The following is a 17,476-nucleotide window of genomic DNA, read 5'->3' on the forward strand; positions in this document are numbered from 1 at the left end:
GGCATCAGCCCCCCGCGCGCCGCCGCGTTCGCACCGGGACCGCGCCCGACCTGAGGCGATATGCCCCTTCCTCTTCTTCTCCGCGCTCCCATTTGCTAGACAAGCCGGAGACCTAGCGGAGACCGTAATGCCCGTTTCGACCACCTCGCAATCCGACGTGCTGACCCTGCTGGACGACCTGATCCGCAAGGCGAAGGGCGCCGGGGCCGACTCCGCCGACGCCGTGCTGTTCGACAGCGCTTCCCTGTCGCTGAGCCAGCGCTTCGGCAAGACGGAGAAGCTGGAGCGGTCCGAGTCGGGCGATCTGGGGCTGCGCGTCTTCATCGGCAAGCGGCAGGCCATCGTCTCCTCCACCGACCGCAGCGCCAAGGCGCTGGACGAGCTGGTGGAGCGCGCCGTCGCCATGGCCCGCGTGGTGCCGGAGGACCCCTTCTGCGGCCTCGCCGACCCGGAGCAGATCTACACCACCCTCCCCGACCTCGACGTGTGCGACCCGTCGGAGCCGTCGGCGGAGCAGCTGATCGAGCGCGCCCGCATCGCCGAGGAGGCCGCGCTGGCCGTCGAGGGCGTCACCAACTCCGAAGGCGCCGACGCCGGCTGGAGCCGCTCCACCATCGCCATCGCCGCGTCCAACGGCTTCACCGGCCGCTACGGCGTGTCGCGGCAGTCGCTGTCGGCCTCGGTGCTCGCCGGGACGGGCACGGGGATGGAGCGCGACTACGATTACGACAGCAAGGTCTACGGCTCCGATCTCCGCGATCCGGCGTCGATCGGGCGCGAGGCCGGCGAGCGGGCCGTCCGCCGCCTGAACCCGCGCCGGGTCAAGAGCTGCAAGGTGCCGGTGGTGTTCGACCCGCGCGTCTCCCGCGGGCTGCTCGGCCATCTGACCGGCTCGATCAGCGGGCCGAGCATCGCGCGCGGCACCAGCTTCCTCAAGGACAAGATGGGCCAGCGCATCTTCGCCGCCGGCATCACCATCGTCGACGACCCGCATGTGAAGCGCGGCCTGCGCTCCCGCCCCTTCGACGCGGAGGGCATCGCCACCACCCGCCGCAACCTGATCGAGGACGGGCATCTGACCACCTGGCTGCTCGACCTGCGCTCGGCCCGCCAGCTCGGCCTGTCGACGACCGGCCACGCGGCGCGCGGCACCTCCGGCCCGCCGGGTCCGGCCCCGGCCAACGTCTACATGGCCCCGGGCGCCAAGAGCCGCGACGAGCTGCTGGCCGAGATCCCCGACGGCTTCTACGTGACGGAGCTGATGGGAACGGGCGTCAACGGGGTGACCGGCGACTACAGCCGGGGCGCGGCCGGCTACTGGATCGAGAACGGGCGGATCGCCTACCCGGTCACCGAGCTGACCATCGCCGGCAACCTGAAGGAGATGTTCCTGAACCTGGAGCCGGCCAGCGACCTGGAACTGCGCTTCGGCATGGACGCCCCGACCGTCCGCATCGACGGCCTGACCATCGCCGGCCTCTGACCGCAACGGGAGGCGCCGCAAGGCGCCTCCACTCCCCGTCAGCGGACCACGCCGCGGACGATGTCGGCGATGGTGCCGTGCACCGCATCCAGGATCAGCATGTCCGCGCCGGCCAGGATGCACTCCCAGCCGTTCATGCACACCGGCACCCTCTGGCGCAACGCGACGGGCGCCACCTTTTTGGCGATGCCGGGCGGCAGCGGCCGGCCGCGCTCCAGCTTCCTGGCGATCCCCGGCGGCAGGGCGGTCGCCCCGACCGGATGGGCGACGAAATAGTCCCGGATGATCGTCGCCTCGCCACGGGACACCGATCCCCTGGAGTCGTTTCCTTTGGAATCGCGCCCTTTGGAGTCGTATGACGGCCCACCCTGCGGCTTGCCATGCCCTCCACCGGGACCTCCGCCCTGACTTCCGTCATGACCTCCGCCCTGGCCGCCGGCCCAGTCGGGCTTGTCCGCCAGCGCCGGGCCGGTGATGGACAGCACCGCCAGAAGCGCCAGCGCGGCGCGCCCGTTCCGGCGCCGCATCCGATCCCCATTCATGATCCGCATTACCTTGCTGGCCGAAGGTGAGCCGCAGGCGCGTCCCGCGACTCTACCCCCATCGGATTAGCCGCAAGCGTGACCGCCGGCCCGTGGCAAGGGCGGGATATCAGACCGTCACGCTCATCGGGCCGCCGGCGCCGCGCACCGACAGGTTGGGCAGGAAGTCCCGGAACAGCGACAGGCTCTTCAGGTCCGACACATAGCCGGTGCCCTCCCCTCCCATGGTCTTCCCGCCGACGCTCTTCATCACGTCGGCGGCCTTCGCCTCCTGGGCCTCCAGCGCGTCCTTCAGCACGGAGGCGAGCGCGCTGCCATAGCCAAGCCGCTCCATCTTCCCGCCCGTCTCCTGGACCGTCTTCTCGTAGCTGTACTGGAGCGCGGCGCGCTGCACCGACCAGTTGACCGACTCCTTCTCCTCCTGACTCACCCCGTCGAGGAACTTCACCCCGGCGCGGTAGGCCGCCGCCTTGTCGGTGCCGAGAGGATCGGCGCCGTCCATCGCCTCCTTCTGCTGGCGGGCCATGATGGACTGCGCCGCCTCCTGCTCGTTCCTGGAGAACGTCCCGTCCTTGTTGCTGGCGATGGCGTAAAGGCTGCGCCGGTCGAAGCCGCCGAACAGCCGGTCCACGTCCTTCCCGGTGGGGTCGGAGTAGTTCACCCCCTTGCCTTCCTTCGCCATGGCCGTGTAGGTGGCGTCCAGGGAGTCGCGGGCGTCCTGGACGACCTTCGCGAAGCCCTGGAGTCCCGGCGTCTGGCCGGTGGTCAGGACCGTGGCGGGCGGCGGCGGCAGGCCGGCGGCCTCCGCCTCCTCCTTGGCGGACGGCTCATACCCTTCGGGAAGCGGCTGGCTCTTATCGACCTTGCCACGCCCGACACCGGGAATGTTCACGTCCGCGGCGTATTCCGCGAGTCCCTTTGCGTAGAGCTGCCCCTTGAAACCCAGGTCGGACATGAGCTTGGCGGCGGCCTTGCCCTTCTCGTTGTCCGGCCCCAGCAGACCGCCCTCGCCGCCTTCCACTTCGCCCGCGAAATCGAGCTTCTCGAACTCGTCCTCGCCCTTGTCCCGCATGTTCACAAAGGTCTTGCCCTCGACCTTGAGCAGGTCGCCGCCCATGGCTTCCTTCATCTCCCGCTCGATGTCCGCCGTCTCCGCCTTGAAGCGTTCGTTGGCGGGAGCCATCGCCGCCTGGAACGCCGCGGCGTCTTGGTCCTTCTCGAAGGCGGTGTAAGCGGCGGTCCGCACCTCGTTGAAGGCCGACAGCGCCTTGTCCATCCGCTCCGTCTTGGTCTTGAAGGCGTTGCTGGCCAACGCCGACTTCTCCGCCCAGGCCTTGTCCTCCTCGTCCTGGGGCCGCTCCTTCACGTAGCGCTCCTTCACGGCGTTGGTCGCCATTTGGCGCAGCCCCAGCGCCACGTCCTTCTCGGTCATCTTGCCGGTCTTGACGAAGTCTTCCAGCATCGCGCGGCCCTTGGAGCCGATGGACGCGAAGACCTTTCCCGCAACGCCGGTCAGCGACTTGGCCAACCCGCTGAGTTCCACGCTGTCCCCGCCTTTCAAGGCGGCCAGGGCGGAAGCGCCCGCCGAGGACCCGGCGTCGGAGGCCGCCTTCCAGGTCCCCTCCGCCTCGGCGGCGCCCCCGGCGGGCGTCCATTTGGCGGCGGTCGCGGTGGCGCTGGCCGCCGTGGCCGAGAACAGGGCGTTGATCGACGCGGACATGGCTTCCCCCTTTCGGCCCCGCCTGGGCGGCGGGCCTTAAATCCTTAGATGTCTAAGTAATTATTGAATGTTCCCAAGTAATTTTCCCCAGAGACCCCTTAATGGACTCTTAAAACACTCTTCAGCCCGCCAGCACCGGCAGGATCCACGGCGCCAGCGCGATCTCCACCGGCAGACGGGCGATCACGTCGCCGTCGCCCTGCACGGGCTCCCCCGCCGGTCCCTCGACCACCACCCGGCGGGCGGGCAGGATGCGGTAGTCGGGAAAGCGCGGCAGTCGCCCGGCGGTCACGCCCCAGAGGTAGCGCAAGGCGTTCCCCCGCCCCATCCGCGGGAACAGGCAGACGTGCAGCCGCGGATCGGTCAGCCGCGCGCCGGGCGCGCAAACGAACCGCCCCCCGTAGAAGTGCCCCTTGGCGACGATGACGGAGGCGACCTCCACCGGCTCCGCGCCGTCCACCGCCACACGGTAGGGGCCTCCACCGCCCGCGGCGATCCGGGCCAGCGTTTCCACCGCGTAGGCCCCCTTGCCGATCAGCCGCTTCAGCCGCGGGTCCACCCGCTCGACCACGCGGGCGTCGAGGCCGGCGCCGGCCATCATGGCGAAGGCGCGGCCATTCGCCACACCCAGATGCACCGGCAGCGGCCGCCCCTCCGCCAGCACCCGCGCCGTGCCCTCCGCGTCCAGGGGGAGGCCCAGCTCATGAGCCAGCACGTTGGCGGTGCCCAGCGGCACGACGCCCAAGGGAATCGCCGCACTCCCGCCACCGCGCGCGCCCAGCCCGTTGACCACCTCGTTGATGGTGCCGTCGCCACCCGCGGCGACCACCGCGTCGAAGGCGCCGGGCGCCACCGCGCGGGCCATCGCCTCCGCGTCGCCCCGCCCGCCGGTGGCCTGAAGCGTCACCACCGCTCCGTGGCGCTGCTCCAGCAGTTCCAGCACCGCACCCAGACGGCGCGCCCGACGGGCGCCGGCCACCGGGTTGTGGATGACCAGAAGACGCCGCCGAGGCGCCGCGGCCGGCCCGGACGCCTCAGGCACCGATTCGGCCGCGTCAGCCACACCAGCCCCAATATGACCATCCTGTTTCAGTTTTGATAAAGTCATTTTTCGCCTTTGTTTCAATGAAAAGAAGTCTGATCAAAATCACCTAATTGAAGAGATGCGAACATCCGAAATCATTGTCAAGGCAATGGCGCGCCGATATACGGGAAACGTTTCAACAAACCCTTGCCAAAACGGCGATGGAGCGGGGCATGAGCGCATCACGCGACGTCAAGCAGTACCGCAGCATCTGGATCTCCGACGTCCACCTGGGAACGCGGGGATGCAAGGCGGAGTATCTTCTCGATTTCCTGAAGCACAACGAGTCCGACCATCTCTATCTCGTCGGCGACATCGTGGACGGCTGGCGGCTGCGCAAGACTTGGTACTGGCCGCAGGCGCACAACGACGTGGTGCAGAAGATCCTGCGCCGGGCGCGCAAGGGCGTGCAGGTCTATTACATTCCCGGCAACCACGACGAGGCCGCCCGCGACTACACCGGCCTGCAGTTCGGCGGCGTCCAGGTGGTCGAGGAGATGATCCACGTCACCGCCGACGGCCGGCGGCTCCTGGTCACCCACGGGGACCGCTTCGACGTGGTCGTGAAGTACGCGCGCTGGCTGGCCTTCGTCGGCGACAACGCCTACGTGGTCCTGCTCCAGGCCAACACGCTGTTCAACTGGGTCCGCCGCAAGCTGGGCTTCCCCTACTGGTCGCTGTCCGCCTTCCTCAAGCACAAGACGAAGACGGCGGTCGAGTTCATCGGCAACTACGAGACCGCGCTGGGCGACGAGGCCCGGCGCCGCAAGGTGGACGGGGTCGTCTGCGGCCACATCCACACCGCGGAAATCCGCGACATGGAAGGAATCCTCTATTGCAACGACGGCGACTGGGTCGAGTCCTGCACCGCCTTGGTCGAGCACCCCTGCGGCCGGCTGGAGATCATCGATTGGGCGGCGGACATCCGCCGGCGCACCGCGACGACGCTGCCCGCCCGCATCCCGGCCAAGGAGAAGGAGCCGACCAAGGAAAAGGTGAAGGAGAAGGCGTCCAAGGAATCGGTTGCGGCGTGAACATCCTGATCGTCTCCGACGCCTGGCTGCCCCAGGTCAACGGCGTGGTGCGCACGATCGGCACCGTCCGCGCGGAGTTGGAGGTCATGGGCCACCGGGTGGAGGTGATCGGCCCCGACCGCTTCCGCACCGTGCCCATGCCCACCTATCCGGAAATCCGGCTGGCGCTGGGCGCGGGGCGGCGGCTGGCCGCGATGATCGACGCGCTGCGCCCCGATTGCATCCACATCGCGACCGAAGGGCCGCTGGGCTTCGCCGCCCGGCGCTATTGCCTCGGCCGCGGCAGGCCCTTCACCACCGCCTACCACACCCGCTTCCCGGAATACCTGCGCGACCGGGCGCCCGTGCCGCTGGCGCTCAGCTACGCGGTGGTGCGCCGCTTCCACAGGCCGTCCGCGGCGGTGATGGTGGCGACGCCGTCGATCGAGAGAGACCTCGCCGCCCGCGGATTCACCAACATAAGACGCTGGACCCGCGGCGTGGACACCGCGCTGTTCCGCCCGCGCGCCAAGGGCTTCCTGGCGCTGCCCCGGCCCATCGCCCTGTATGTCGGGCGCGTGGCGGTGGAGAAAAACCTGGAGGACTTCCTCCGGCTTGACCTGCCGGGGAGCAAGGTGGTGGTCGGCGACGGCCCGGCCCGCGCGGAGCTTCAGCAGAGATACCCGGAGGTCCATTGGGCCGGCGCCCGTCATGGCGAGGAGCTGGCCCGGCATTACGCGGCGGCGGACGTCTTCGTCTTCCCGTCGCGCACCGACACCTTCGGTCTGGTCCTGCTGGAGGCGCTGGCCTCGGGGCTGCCGGTTGCGGCCTACCCGGTGCCCGGCCCCCTGGACGTGGTCGACGGCTCCGGCGCCGGTTGCCTCGACGAGGACCTGAAGGCGGCCGTCGAACGCGCCCTGACCATCCCGCCGGAGCGGTGCCGGGATTACGCCCTGAACTTTTCCTGGCGGCGCTCCGCCGAGCAGTTCCTGGCGAACCTGCGCCCCTTCGCCTGAACCGGACTCCGAACCGGCGCGCGGCCGGTCCGGTCCCATCCGATCACGCCGCGCGGATGCGCTGCATGAACAGGTCGACGCTCTCGCGCAGGCGGTCGGACTCGCGGTGGAGGTTGCCGGCGGCTCCCAGGACCTCCTCGGCCAGGCTGCCGGTCTCGGCGGCCCCGCTGGTCACCGCCTTGATGGTGTCGGTCACGCTGCGGGTTCCGCGGGCGGCCTCCTGGACGTTGCGGACGATCTCCTGGGTGGCGGCGGTCTGCTGCTCCACCGCGGCGGAGACGGTGATGACGATGTCGTTGATGCTGCCGATGGTGGCCCCGATGCCGCTCAGCGCTTCGGCGGAGCCCCGCGCCACCTCCTGGATGCTGGCGATCTGGGCGGAGATGTCCTCGGTCGCCTTGGCCGTCTGGTTGGCTAGGTTCTTGACCTCCTGCGCCACCACGGCGAAGCCCTTTCCGGCCTCGCCGGCGCGGGCCGCCTCGATGGTGGCGTTCAGCGCCAGCAGGTTGGTCTGGCCGGCGATGCTGTTGATGAGTTGGAGCACCGCGCCGATCTTCTGCGCGGCGTCGACCAGCCCGTTGACCGTGGTGTTGGTCCGCTCCGCCTCGGCCACCGCGCCACGGGCGATCTGCGACGACTGGGCAACCTGCCGGCTGATCTCGGCGATCGAGCTGGTGAGCTGTTCCGACGCGGCGGCGACCGTCTGCACGTTGGCGGACGCCTGCTCGGCGGCGGCGGCGACGGCGAGCGACTGCCGGTTGGTGGAGGAGGCGATCTGCGCCATCCGCTGGGCGTTGCCCTTCATCTCGTCCGACGCGGCCACCGTGTTGTCGGCGATGCCGCGGACGCTGCCTTCCAGGCTGTCGGCGACCTGGCTCAGGATGGCGCGCTTGCTCTCCTGCTCCGCCGCCGCGTAGGTCTCCAGCAGGACCTCCAGATCGAGCCAAGCGACGCGCCCCAGCGTGTCGCGCAGGGCCGCCCGCTCCGCCGCCTTTCTCGATCCGAACAGCGATCCGCGCCCGTCCGCCGCGTCGAGACCCAGTTCGCGGACGATGCCGCTGGACACGGTGTGATGGCAGATGGCGACCGCATAGCCCGGCACACCGTGGTCGTAGAAGGCCTTGGCCAGACGATGGGCGGATTCCAGGAAGCCCGGCCCGAGGTCGCCGGAGACCACGCGGGTCCAATGGGCCACACGCGCGGCGTGCACGTCCGGCAGGGTCAGGGCGTCACGGATTTCCGGCCAAGCCGCGAAGGCGCTGTGCCATTGTTCCAACAGCACGGGCAGACGGTGCTGCGCGAAGTCCCGGTTGGCGCGCAGACGCGCGATGTCCGCTTCGGTGATGTTGAAGGCCCGGAGCCGGTTTTCCTGGCCGTCACGTTCCTGTACGCCCGCCATGATGTTATCACCCTGAAATGTTGGAGGCCGGCGCATTGCCCGCCATCCTTGAAGCTTCCAACGTTTCTACGCCATGAGGATGGCATCGGATTGCTTCAAAATTATCATAACAGGTCGTAAAATCGTCATACCCTGGTATGCGAACAAACCCCATCCGGTCATCAGCCTTCCGGTCGGCGCCAACGCAAAGCCTTACCTCTGCCACAGGCCCCCATGCTAAAGTGGTGGGGACCGCGGCCGGGACACCTGGCCGCGTTGGTTTTGTCGGATGGCGCTTCGACCCGCATGCTTCAGTCACTCTACCGCGGCCTGACGACCCTCGCCGGGCCGGCGGTTCGTCTGTATCTCGACCGGCGGCTGGCCGCCGGCAAGGAGGACTCCGCCCGCCGGGGGGAGCGGTTCGGCACGGCCGCGCGGCCGCGGCCTCCCGGACGGCTCGCCTGGATTCACGCGGCCAGCGTGGGCGAGGCCAACTCCGTCCTCGTCCTCATCGACCGGCTGCTCGCCGAGGCGCCGGACCTGACGGTCCTGATGACCACCGGCACGGTCACCTCGGCGGAGCTGATGGCCCGCCGCCTGCCGGAGCGCGCCTTTCACCAGTATGTGCCGGTGGACCTGCCCGCGGCGGTGGACCGTTTCCTCGACCATTGGCGCCCCGATCTGGTGCTGTGGACGGAATCGGAGATCTGGCCGAACCTGCTCGGCGCCGTTCGGGCGCGCGGCATTCCGGCCGCACTGGTCAACGCCCGCATGTCGGAACGCTCCTTCAACCGTTGGCGCTGCGCGTCGGGCCTGATCACACCGCTGCTCTCCACCTTCCAAGTCACGCTGGCCCAGTCGGAGGAGGATGCCGACCGGCTGCGCCGTCTCGGCGCCCGGGGCGTCGTCAGCGTCGGCAACCTGAAATTCTCCGCCGAGCCGCCGCCCGCCGATCCCTCGGCCCTGGCGGCCCTGCGCGCGGCCTGCGCCGGGCGGCCCGTCTGGCTGCTCGCCAGCACCCATCCCGGCGAAGACGAGCTGGCCGCCGCGGTGCATGACGCGCTGGCCGAGCGCCTGCCCGGCCTGCTGACCCTGCTCATCCCCCGCCACGCCCACCGCGGCCCCGACATCGCGGCGTCGCTGCGCGGGCGCGGCCTGAGCGTCTCGCGCCGCGGCGAGGGCGCCCTGCCCGCCGCCGCCGACGCCGTTCACATCGCCGACACGATGGGCGAGACGGGGCTGTTCTACCGGCTGGCCCCGGTGGTCTGCATGGGCGGTTCCTTCGTGCCGCACGGCGGCCAGAATCCGGTGGAGCCGGCCCTGCTCGGCTGCGCGGTCCTCTATGGCCCGCACATGTGGAACTTCGCGGAGATCACCCGCCAGCTGGAAGCCGCCGGGGGCGCCCTGCCGGTGGCCGGGGCGGAGGCTCTGCCCGACGCGGTCGGGCGCCTGCTGGCCGACGACGCGGCGCGCGCCCGCATCGCCGCCGCCGCGACGGCGGTGACCGAGGGCAACCGGCGGATCGTCGACCGCGCGCTGGCCGCGCTCACCCCTGTCCTGGGCGTCGGCAGCGTCCGGCCCGCGGCATGAGGACTCCCGGCTTCTGGTACGGGTCCGGCGGGGTGGCCGGCGCGGCGCTGGGCTGGTCGCTCGCCCCGCTGGGAGCGCTCTACGGGTTGGCCGGGCGGCTGCGCATGGCGGCGGGGCAGCCGGAGCGGGCCGGGCGCCCGGTCCTCTGCATCGGCAATCTGGTGGCGGGCGGCGCCGGCAAGACGCCGGTCTGCATCGCCGTGGCCGAGGCCCTGCGCGCCCGCGGCGTCGCCCCCGCCTTCCTCACCCGCGGCCACGGCGGGCGCGAGCGTGGCCCGCTGGCCGTCGATCTCGGCATCCACGACTCGGCCGCGGTGGGCGACGAGGCGCTGCTGCTGGCCGCCCATGGCCCCTGCTGGGTGGCGCGCGACCGCGCCGCCGGGGCGCGGGCGGCGGTCGCCGCCGGCGCCGGCGTTCTGGTGATGGACGACGGCTTCCAGAATCCCGGCCTCGCCAAGGACCTGTCGCTGATCGTGGTCGACGGGGGGGTGGGCTTCGGCAACGGCCACCTCGTCCCCGCCGGCCCCCTGCGCGAACCGGTGGAGCGCGGCCTGGCCCGCGCCGACGCCGTCGTGCTGCTGGGCGAGGACCGCGCCGGGGTGGAGCGCCGGGTGGCCGGCGCCCTGCCCGTCCTGCACGCCCGGCTGGAGCCGGTGGAGAGCGCCCGTGCGCTGGCCGGACAGACGGTCCTCGCCTTCGCCGGCATCGGGCGGCCCGAGAAATTCTTCGCGACGCTGGAGGCGCTGGGCGCCCGCGTGGTGGAGCGCACCGCCTTCGCCGACCACCATCCCTACCGCCCCGAGGAGGTGATGGCCCTGGTCGACCGCGCCAACGCGTTGGGCGCCCTGCCGGTCACCACGGTGAAGGACGCCGTCCGCCTGCCGGAGCCCCTGCGCGCCCTGGTCCGGGCGGTGCCGGTGCGCGCCGTCTGGCGGGACCCCGCCGCCCTCGACCGCCTGCTCGCCCCCCTTCTGACCGCGCTTCCGACTGGAGTTCCCAATGGCTAAGCCGCGCGGCCCCCTGGCGTCCTGGCTGACCCGCCGGGTCGCCTACCCGCTGGAGGCCGTCCTCGTCCATGGCGTCTGCGGCCTGTTCCGCGCCCTTCCGGTGGACCGCGCCTCGGCGCTCGGCGGCTGGATCGGGCGGACCGTCGGCCCGCGCCTGCGCGGCACCCGCACCGCCCGCCGCAACCTGGAGCGCGCCTTTCCCGAGAAGTCCCGCGCCGAGATCGACGCGATCATCCTCGGCATGTGGGACAATCTGGGCCGCGTCATCGCCGAGTACCCGCACCTCGACGCCATCGGCGAACACGGACCCGGCGGGCGCACCGAAGTGATCGGGGCGGGGCACATCGACGCGCTGCGCGAGGACGGCAAGGCCGGCATCCTCGTCTCCGGCCATTTCGCCAACTGGGAGGTGCAGTCCGTCACCTCGCGAAAGATGGGGGTTGAGCTGGCGCTGGTCTACCGCGCCCCCAACAACCCCTATGTCGGCGCCCTGCTGACCGAGCTGCGCGGCGCCGCCTCCGGCACGCACATCCCCAAGGGGTCGGACGGCGCCCGCACGCTGATCCGCGTGCTGACCAAGGGCGGCCATGTCGGCATGCTGATCGACCAGAAGCTGAACGACGGCATGCCCGTCCCCTTCTTCGGGCGTGACGCCATGACCGCCCCGGCGGCGGCGCAGCTCGCCCTGCGGCTGGGCATTCCGCTGGTGCCGGCGCGGACCGAGCGCCTGGACGGCGCACGCTTCCGCGTCACCGTCCTGCCGCCGGTGGAGCCGCCGAACACCGGCGACCGCAACGCTGATGTGCGGATTTTGATGGAGCGCCTGAACGCCCTGTTGGAGCAATGGATTCGCGAGCGCCCCGCCGAATGGCTCTGGCTGCACCGGCGCTGGCCCGACTGACGGAGAAAGTCCCATGGCCCTGCCGCTCGACCCGCATCTGCTTCAGCTCTACCTCGTCGCGGCGCTGGTCCTGACGCTGGCGCCGGGACCGGATTCCCTGCTCGTCCTGTCGCGCAGCGTGATGGACGGGCGCAACGCCGGGGTGGTCGCCACCGCCGGCATCACGCTGGGCAACCTGATCCACGCGCTGCTCGCCGCCGCCGGCATCTCGGCGCTGGTCGCCGCCTCGCCGGCCCTGTTCGACGTGCTGCGCTACGCCGGCGGCGCCTATCTGGGCTGGATCGGCGGGCGCGCGCTGTGGAGCGCCCTGCGCAGCGGCTTCGGCCGCCGCGGCGAGGCGACGGAGGCCGCGGCCAAGCCCGAGTCGGCTCCGGCGCACCGCGTCTTCCTCCAGGCGCTGCTGACCAACCTGCTGAACCCGAAGGTCATCCTGTTCTACCTCGCCTTCGTGCCGCAATTCGTCGCACCGTCGCTCGGGCACGTGGCGCTGCAGATCTTCCTGCTCGGCGCGATCCTCGGCGTCATCGGCGGCCTCTACCTGCTGGGGGTTGCGGCGCTCAGCGCCGGGGCCGCGCGGCGCGCGCTGTCGAGCGCGCGGGTGCGGGCGGTGCTGGACGGTGTGGCGGGGGTGCTGTTCCTGGGCTTCGCGCTGCGCCTGCTGCTGACCGACCGGCGCATCGCCTGACGGCAAATCCGTCAGGCGGGAAAAGACGTTGCGGAGTCAGTGGACGTGCGTGGCCGGGGGTGTCATAGTGCCGCCCGCGTTTAACCGGCCAGCCCGTCCGGCCGAATGGCTTACCGACCGCGAGCGACGATGAGCGAGAAGATCTCCCTGATCACCTGGATGGCGAACATCCACATCCGGTTTGTCACCTGGCGCCGGGGCAACAAGGTCGGCACCGACCGCTTCGGCAACACCTATTACCGCGCCCCGAGCGCGATCGCCGGCGTCAAGGAACGCCGCTGGGTGATCTATGCCGGCGAGCCGGATGCCTCCAAGGTGCCGCCGGAATGGCATTCCTGGCTCCACCACACCACCAAGGAGCCGCTGCCGGAAGGCAACAGCGCCTTCCACAAGCCGTGGCAGAAGGAGCATCTGCCGAACCTGTCCGGCTCGCTCCAGGCCTACCGGCCGCCCGGGCACCAGTATGCGGGCGGGCAGCGCGTACGCGCCACCGGCGACTACGAACCCTGGACTCCGGGCTGAGACGCCCGCGCGGTCCCTTAGGAATCCCTCATGCGCCGCAATGTTATTGAAACCGTGCTCGGCGGGGTCGTCCTCGCCGTGGCCGGCTTTTTTCTGGCTTTCGCCTACACCAGCGCCGATTTGCGCAAGGTGAACGGCTACGCCCTCACCGCCAATTTCACCAGCATCTCCGGCCTGCAGAGCGGGGCGGACGTGCGGATCAGCGGCGTGAAGGTGGGGTCGGTCACCGAACTGACGCTCGACCCCAAGAGCTATCAGGCGGTCGTGCACATGTCGATCCACCCGGACATCAAGCTGCCCAAGGACACCGCGGCGGTCATCGCCTCGGAAAGCCTGCTGGGCGGCAAGTTCCTGTCGCTGGAGCCGGGCGGCGAGGAGGACATGCTCAAGCCGGACGGCCGCGTCGAATACACGCAGAGCACCCCCGGCATCGAGCAGCTCCTGGGCCAGGTCATCTTCTCGCTGCAGAACATGAGCAAGCCCGGCCAGGAGGGCGGCGAGCCGCCCAAGCTGTAGGCGCCACGCACCGGTACGACGAACGAAGGGGCCTCACGGCCCCTTTTTTTCGTTTGCGCACCCACTTTTTCCCGCCCTCCTTCGGAACAGCCGCGGCCACGCTGGCGTTTCCTTCCGCAGATCCGACACGGCACACTCATCAAAGGAGTTCAGCGATGAAAGCCCGTTTCCTGGTTCTCGGCCTCGCCCTGCTCGCCGCCGCCTGCGGCGTGAACACCGAGGAGAAGGCCGCCAGCGGCGCTCTGGGCGGGGCTGCGGCGGGCGCCGTCGTCGGTGGGCCGGTCGGCGCGGTTGTCGGGGGCGCCGCGGGCGCCGCGGGCGGCACCGCCACCCAGAAGGTCGAGGAGAAGGAGGGCACCGCCGGTCCGTCGACCAACGCCCCCTACGGCGGCACCCGCCCGAGCGGCAGCATCACCCAGTGAAGCGCGCCCGGCAAAGCCGGCACGGAGTAGACGGGGAGACGCTTCCGGGCTAGAAGGCTGTCGGGTTTCGGCCCACGCCGTTCGACATCACGGAAGCGATCCCCAGTGACGACGATCCAAGTGACGACGACTCCGAAAAGCCTCATCGGCCCGATCATTGGCAAACACGTTCGCGGCGCGGCCCTGGCGGCCGCGCTGCTCTGCCTTCCGGTCCTGGGCCCGGCCGGCCCGGCCGGCGCCGCCCCGGTGCCGGAGGAGATGGTCAGCCGCCCCGCCGCCAAGCTCCAGGGGCTGGACAAGATCACCGCCCGCACCTCCACCTTCACCATCGCGGTCGGCGAGACCAAGGCGCTCGGCAGCCTGCGCATCACCCTGCGGGCCTGCAAGGAGAACCCGCCGATCGAGCCGCCGGAAACCGCGGCCTTCCTCGAAGTGATCGAGAACAAGCCCGGCGAGCAGGCCGAGCCGGTGTTCAGCGGCTGGATGTTCGCCTCCAGCCCCGCCCTGTCGGCGATGGAACACCCCATCTACGACGTCTGGGTGCTGTCCTGCGAGGGAGACTGACGCAAGCGCAGCGCCTCGCCCTCACCCCTCCGCGCCGAACAACGCCGTGACGGCCGCGTCCTGGTCGACACCGTCGAAGTCCGTCGGCACCGCCAGGGCGGCGGCCAGCCGGCGGCGGTACTCGGAGCGCGGGATCTCCACGGCGCCGAACTGGCTCAGATGCTCCGTCACGAACTGCGCGTCCAGCAGCGTGTAGCCCGCCGCCCGCAGCCGGGCGACCAGATGCACCAGCGCCACCTTGCTGGCGTCGGTGACGCGGCTGAACATGCTTTCCCCGAAGAAGGCGCCGCCCAGCGCGACGCCGTACAGGCCGCCGACGAGGCTGCCGCCGCTCCAGCACTCCACGCTGTGGGCGCAGCCGCGTTCGTGCAGTTCGGTGTAGAGCCGCAGGATGTCGCTATTGATCCAGGTCTTGGGCCGGTCCGGCGTCGGCTCCGCGCAGGCCTCGATCACCGCGCGGAAGGCCGTGTCGAAGCGCAGTTCGAACGGGCCGCGCCGCACCGTCTTGCGCAGCTTGCGCGGGACGTGGAAGCCCTCCAGCGGCAGAACGCCGCGCCGCTCCGGATCGAACCAGTACAGCTCCTCGGAGTCGGCGTTCTCCGCCATCGGAAAGATGCCGGCGGCGTAGGCGCGCAGAAGCAGCGATGCGGACAGTTCGATCATCGCCGGCACTATAGCCGCTCGCCCCCTCACCCCCGCAACGTTATCTCAGCGCACCACTTCCGCGCGACAGGTGGCTCCCACCATGGTATGCAACGTGAGAGCGCTTCCCCAGGAGGAATTCCACAATGAAGACGGTTCTGTCAGCCATCATCGCATCGATGGTTGCGTTTCTCTCGATGACCGGCGCGTCATGGGCGCAGCGCAAGGCGGAGCCCGGCACCTTCGATTACTATGTGCTCAGCCTGTCCTGGTCGCCCACCCATTGCGCCAAGAATCAGGGCGACGCCGACCCTGACCAGTGCGGGGTGGAGCGCAAGTTCGGCTTCATCGTCCATGGCCTGTGGCCGCAATACAGCAACGGCGGCTATCCGGCCACCTGCACCCGCGACCGCACGGTTCCCCGGGCCGTGGTGGACGCCACCATGCCGGTGATGCCCAGCGTCGGGCTGATCGTTCATCAATGGACGAAGCACGGCACCTGCAGCGGCCTGTCCGTCACCGACTATTTCGCGCAAGTCCGCAAGGCCTTCGGCAAGGTGAAGATTCCCGAGGCGCTTCAGGCCCCGAAGTCCGACCTGTCGATCCCGGCGACCCAGGTGGAGCGCCTGTTCGTCCAGGCCAACCCGGGGTTGGAGCCGGAGTCGGTGGCGCTGGTCTGCTCCAAGCGCGACGTGGCCGAGGTGCGGCTGTGCCTGAACAAGGACCTGACCTTCATGCCCTGCGGCGCCAAGGTGGTCGACCGCTGCCGCCGCGATGCCCTGCTGACCGCGACGCCGTGACGGGGTATCGGATTCTCGCGGACAACAGGTGCTTCACGGATTTCGTTGGGCTTGCTCAGCGCGTGTTGATCGAACAGGCCCGCACTGGGCACGGATATAAAAATCCGTGCCAACGTCCGTGAAATCCATGAAGACCTTGTCATCCGAGATTCCGGCGCCCGCACGAACGAAAGAGCCCTTCCTCCCCGCCAGGGAAGAAGGGCTCTTTTTGTTGACCCGCTCGGCGAACCGTTCGACGGTTTACTTCTTCATGCCCATCAGCTGTTCGAGCCAGTGGATGTCGTAGTTGCCGTCGATAAAGGCCTGCTGCGCGATGATGCGCTGGTGCAGGGGAAGCGTGGTGTCGACGCCGCCGATCACATACTCCTCGATCGTCCGGCGCAGCCGCATCAGGCACTCGTTGCGGGTGGTGCCGTGGACGACCAGCTTGGCGATCAGGCTGTCGTAGTGCGGCGGGATGCGGTAGCCGTCGTAGAGCGCCGAGTCGACGCGCACGCCCAGACCGCCCGGCGCGTGGTAGCCGTCGATCTTCCCCGGCGACGGGATGAAGGTCTCCGGATGCTCCGCGTTCACGCGGCACTCGATCGAATGGCCCTGGAAGCGGATGTCCGCCTGGCCGTAGCCGAGCGGGGCGCCGGTCGCCACGCGAATCTGCTCCCGCACCAGATCGATGCCGGTGATCATCTCGGTGATCGTGTGCTCGACCTGCAGGCGGGTGTTCATCTCGATGAAGTAGAACTGCCCGTCCTCGAACAGGAACTCCATCGTGCCGACGCCGCGGTAGCCGATGGCCGCCGCCGTCTTGGCCGCCAGATCGCCGATGAAGGCGCGCTGCTCGGCGTTCAGCGCCGGCGACGGGGCTTCCTCGATGACCTTCTGGTGGCGGCGCTGCACGGAGCAGTCGCGCTCGCCGAAATGCACGCAGTTGCCGTGCTCGTCGCCGAGAAGCTGGATCTCGATGTGCCGGGGCTTGCCGAGATACTTCTCGATGTAGACCTCGTCGTTGCCGAAGGCGGCGCGCGCCTCGCCCCGGGCGAGCTGGTAGGCTTCCTTGAGCTGGTCGGGGTTGCGGGCGACCTTCATGCCCTTGCCGCCGCCACCCGCCGCCGCCTTGATGAGGATCGGATAGCCGGTCTCGCGGCCGATCCTCTCCGCCTCCTCCAGCGTCGGCACCGGGCCGTCGGAGCCGGGGACCACGGGCAGCCCCTGCTCCATCACCGTCTTCTTGGCGGTGACCTTGTCGCCCATGATGCGGATGTGCTCCGCGGTCGGGCCGATGAAGGTGAAGCCGTGCTCCTCCACCATCTCCGCGAACTGGGCGTTTTCCGACAGGAAGCCGATGCCGGGATGGATCGCGTCCGCCCCGGTGATCGACGCCGCCGACAGGATCGCCGGAATGTTCAGGTAGCTTTCGCGGGCCGACGCGGGGCCGATGCACACGCTCTCGTCCGCGAGGCGGACGTGCATGGCGTCGGCATCGGCGGTGGAATGCACCGCCACGGTCTGGATTCCCATCTCACGGCAGGCGCGGTGGATGCGCAGAGCAATCTCACCGCGGTTCGCGATCAGGACCTTCTCGAACATCGCCAAG

18 protein-coding genes are annotated in these 17,476 nt (G+C 70.0%); 12 read left to right on the forward strand and 6 right to left on the reverse strand.

Translation table 11 applies throughout. The features are described 5' to 3' along the window. Positions 1 to 127 precede the first annotated feature (127 nt). Positions 128 to 1,483, forward strand: a complete 1,356-nt coding sequence (locus tag ABVN73_RS09200; RefSeq protein ID WP_353857726.1) for a metallopeptidase TldD-related protein — start codon at positions 128 to 130, stop codon at positions 1,481 to 1,483. 38 nt (positions 1,484 to 1,521) lie between these two features. Here ABVN73_RS09200 and ABVN73_RS09205 read toward each other — a convergent pair whose 3' ends face one another. From ABVN73_RS09205 to ABVN73_RS09215, 3 genes are all read right to left on the reverse strand, one after another. Next, entirely contained in the window at positions 1,522 to 2,010 is a 489-nt protein-coding gene (locus tag ABVN73_RS09205) for an anti-virulence regulator CigR family protein (RefSeq protein ID WP_353857727.1), read from the reverse strand. 124 nt (positions 2,011 to 2,134) lie between these two features. Next, positions 2,135 to 3,745: a hypothetical protein gene (locus ABVN73_RS09210; RefSeq protein ID WP_353857728.1), complete on the reverse strand. Its 1,611-nt coding sequence runs from the start codon at positions 3,743 to 3,745 to the stop codon at positions 2,135 to 2,137. A gap of 121 nt (positions 3,746 to 3,866) precedes the next feature. Then, positions 3,867 to 4,808 (reverse strand): diacylglycerol kinase family protein, encoded by a 942-nt coding sequence (locus tag ABVN73_RS09215; RefSeq protein WP_353857729.1) that lies wholly within the window; start codon positions 4,806 to 4,808, stop codon positions 3,867 to 3,869. A gap of 194 nt (positions 4,809 to 5,002) precedes the next feature. On the opposite strand from ABVN73_RS09215, the gene ABVN73_RS09220 reads away from it, so the two are divergent. Beyond that, entirely contained in the window at positions 5,003 to 5,863 is an 861-nt protein-coding gene (locus ABVN73_RS09220; RefSeq protein ID WP_353857730.1) for a UDP-2,3-diacylglucosamine diphosphatase, read from the forward strand. After that, the gene (locus ABVN73_RS09225) at positions 5,860 to 6,858 is read left to right on the forward strand and encodes a glycosyltransferase family 1 protein (protein WP_353857731.1); all 999 of its coding nucleotides are present in this window, start codon (positions 5,860 to 5,862) and stop codon (positions 6,856 to 6,858) included. The genes ABVN73_RS09220 and ABVN73_RS09225 overlap by 4 nt, the downstream gene beginning before the upstream one ends. Positions 6,859 to 6,901: 43 nt before the next feature. On the opposite strand, the gene ABVN73_RS09230 is transcribed toward ABVN73_RS09225, so the two are convergent. After that, positions 6,902 to 8,257, reverse strand: a complete 1,356-nt coding sequence (locus ABVN73_RS09230) for a globin-coupled sensor protein (RefSeq protein ID WP_353857732.1) — start codon at positions 8,255 to 8,257, stop codon at positions 6,902 to 6,904. Positions 8,258 to 8,542: 285 nt separating this feature from the next. Between ABVN73_RS09230 and ABVN73_RS09235 the strand changes: the two genes are divergently transcribed. The 8 genes from ABVN73_RS09235 to ABVN73_RS09270 all read left to right on the forward strand — a co-directional run bounded on the left by ABVN73_RS09235 (position 8,543) and on the right by ABVN73_RS09270 (position 14,443). Then, positions 8,543 to 9,826 (forward strand): 3-deoxy-D-manno-octulosonic acid transferase, encoded by a 1,284-nt coding sequence (locus ABVN73_RS09235; protein WP_353857733.1) that lies wholly within the window; start codon positions 8,543 to 8,545, stop codon positions 9,824 to 9,826. Continuing rightward, positions 9,823 to 10,833, forward strand: coding sequence for a tetraacyldisaccharide 4'-kinase (gene lpxK / locus ABVN73_RS09240; protein WP_353857734.1), 1,011 nt, complete (start codon positions 9,823 to 9,825; stop codon positions 10,831 to 10,833). Before ABVN73_RS09235 ends, lpxK begins: the two co-directional genes overlap by 4 nt. Continuing rightward, positions 10,826 to 11,734, forward strand: a complete 909-nt coding sequence (locus ABVN73_RS09245; protein WP_353857735.1) for a lipid A biosynthesis lauroyl acyltransferase — start codon at positions 10,826 to 10,828, stop codon at positions 11,732 to 11,734. The genes lpxK and ABVN73_RS09245 overlap by 8 nt, the downstream gene beginning before the upstream one ends. 13 nt (positions 11,735 to 11,747) lie before the next feature. After that, complete coding sequence (locus ABVN73_RS09250; protein WP_353857736.1) at positions 11,748 to 12,419, forward strand: LysE family transporter; 672 nt, start codon at positions 11,748 to 11,750, stop codon at positions 12,417 to 12,419. Between the two features lie 129 nt (positions 12,420 to 12,548). Continuing rightward, complete coding sequence (locus ABVN73_RS09255) at positions 12,549 to 12,941, forward strand: NADH:ubiquinone oxidoreductase subunit NDUFA12 (RefSeq protein ID WP_014241150.1); 393 nt, start codon at positions 12,549 to 12,551, stop codon at positions 12,939 to 12,941. 30 nt (positions 12,942 to 12,971) lie between these two features. Beyond that, the gene (mlaD, locus tag ABVN73_RS09260) at positions 12,972 to 13,457 is read left to right on the forward strand and encodes an outer membrane lipid asymmetry maintenance protein MlaD (protein ID WP_014241151.1); all 486 of its coding nucleotides are present in this window, start codon (positions 12,972 to 12,974) and stop codon (positions 13,455 to 13,457) included. Positions 13,458 to 13,612: 155 nt separating this feature from the next. Continuing rightward, positions 13,613 to 13,879, forward strand: coding sequence for a hypothetical protein (locus ABVN73_RS09265; RefSeq protein ID WP_353857737.1), 267 nt, complete (start codon positions 13,613 to 13,615; stop codon positions 13,877 to 13,879). A 105-nt stretch (positions 13,880 to 13,984) separates the two neighbouring features. Continuing rightward, positions 13,985 to 14,443 (forward strand): DUF2155 domain-containing protein, encoded by a 459-nt coding sequence (locus tag ABVN73_RS09270; RefSeq protein ID WP_353857738.1) that lies wholly within the window; start codon positions 13,985 to 13,987, stop codon positions 14,441 to 14,443. 21 nt (positions 14,444 to 14,464) lie between these two features. Here the strand turns inward: ABVN73_RS09270 and aat are convergent, their stop codons facing one another. Continuing rightward, positions 14,465 to 15,106: a leucyl/phenylalanyl-tRNA--protein transferase gene (gene aat / locus ABVN73_RS09275; protein ID WP_353857739.1), complete on the reverse strand. Its 642-nt coding sequence runs from the start codon at positions 15,104 to 15,106 to the stop codon at positions 14,465 to 14,467. 125 nt (positions 15,107 to 15,231) lie between these two features. On the opposite strand from aat, the gene ABVN73_RS09280 reads away from it, so the two are divergent. Then, on the forward strand, positions 15,232 to 15,885 hold the full coding sequence (locus ABVN73_RS09280) for a ribonuclease T2 (RefSeq protein WP_353857740.1): 654 nt from the start codon (positions 15,232 to 15,234) through the stop codon (positions 15,883 to 15,885). Positions 15,886 to 16,125: 240 nt separating this feature from the next. Here ABVN73_RS09280 and accC read toward each other — a convergent pair whose 3' ends face one another. After that, positions 16,126 to 17,469 carry an acetyl-CoA carboxylase biotin carboxylase subunit gene (gene accC, locus ABVN73_RS09285; RefSeq protein ID WP_353857741.1) on the reverse strand — a complete coding sequence of 448 codons (1,344 nt, stop codon included), beginning with the start codon at positions 17,467 to 17,469 and terminating at the stop codon, positions 16,126 to 16,128. Between the last annotated feature and the right edge of the window lie 7 nt (positions 17,470 to 17,476).

Source organism: Azospirillum formosense (genome assembly GCF_040500525.1).
GTDB classification, from domain to species: Bacteria; Pseudomonadota; Alphaproteobacteria; order Azospirillales; family Azospirillaceae; genus Azospirillum; species Azospirillum formosense_A.

Bases quoted from the DNA above. Each gene is read 5' to 3' on its own strand.
- ABVN73_RS09250 (WP_353857736.1), top strand. From the start codon at position 11,748: ATGGCCCTGCCGCTCGACCCGCATCTGCTTCAGCTCTACCTCGTCGCG.
- ABVN73_RS09220 (WP_353857730.1), top strand. From the start codon at position 5,003: ATGAGCGCATCACGCGACGTCAAGCAGTACCGCAGCATCTGGATCTCC.
- ABVN73_RS09205 (WP_353857727.1), bottom strand. From the start codon at position 2,010: ATGCGGCGCCGGAACGGGCGCGCCGCGCTGGCGCTTCTGGCGGTGCTG.
- accC (WP_353857741.1), bottom strand. From the start codon at position 17,469: ATGTTCGAGAAGGTCCTGATCGCGAACCGCGGTGAGATTGCTCTGCGC.
- ABVN73_RS09200 (WP_353857726.1), top strand. From the start codon at position 128: ATGCCCGTTTCGACCACCTCGCAATCCGACGTGCTGACCCTGCTGGAC.
- mlaD (WP_014241151.1), top strand. From the start codon at position 12,972: ATGCGCCGCAATGTTATTGAAACCGTGCTCGGCGGGGTCGTCCTCGCC.
- ABVN73_RS09255 (WP_014241150.1), top strand. From the start codon at position 12,549: ATGAGCGAGAAGATCTCCCTGATCACCTGGATGGCGAACATCCACATC.
- ABVN73_RS09265 (WP_353857737.1), top strand. From the start codon at position 13,613: ATGAAAGCCCGTTTCCTGGTTCTCGGCCTCGCCCTGCTCGCCGCCGCC.
- ABVN73_RS09280 (WP_353857740.1), top strand. From the start codon at position 15,232: ATGAAGACGGTTCTGTCAGCCATCATCGCATCGATGGTTGCGTTTCTC.
- ABVN73_RS09230 (WP_353857732.1), bottom strand. From the start codon at position 8,257: ATGGCGGGCGTACAGGAACGTGACGGCCAGGAAAACCGGCTCCGGGCC.
- ABVN73_RS09235 (WP_353857733.1), top strand. From the start codon at position 8,543: ATGCTTCAGTCACTCTACCGCGGCCTGACGACCCTCGCCGGGCCGGCG.
- lpxK (WP_353857734.1), top strand. From the start codon at position 9,823: ATGAGGACTCCCGGCTTCTGGTACGGGTCCGGCGGGGTGGCCGGCGCG.
- aat (WP_353857739.1), bottom strand. From the start codon at position 15,106: ATGATCGAACTGTCCGCATCGCTGCTTCTGCGCGCCTACGCCGCCGGC.
- ABVN73_RS09210 (WP_353857728.1), bottom strand. From the start codon at position 3,745: ATGTCCGCGTCGATCAACGCCCTGTTCTCGGCCACGGCGGCCAGCGCC.
- ABVN73_RS09245 (WP_353857735.1), top strand. From the start codon at position 10,826: ATGGCTAAGCCGCGCGGCCCCCTGGCGTCCTGGCTGACCCGCCGGGTC.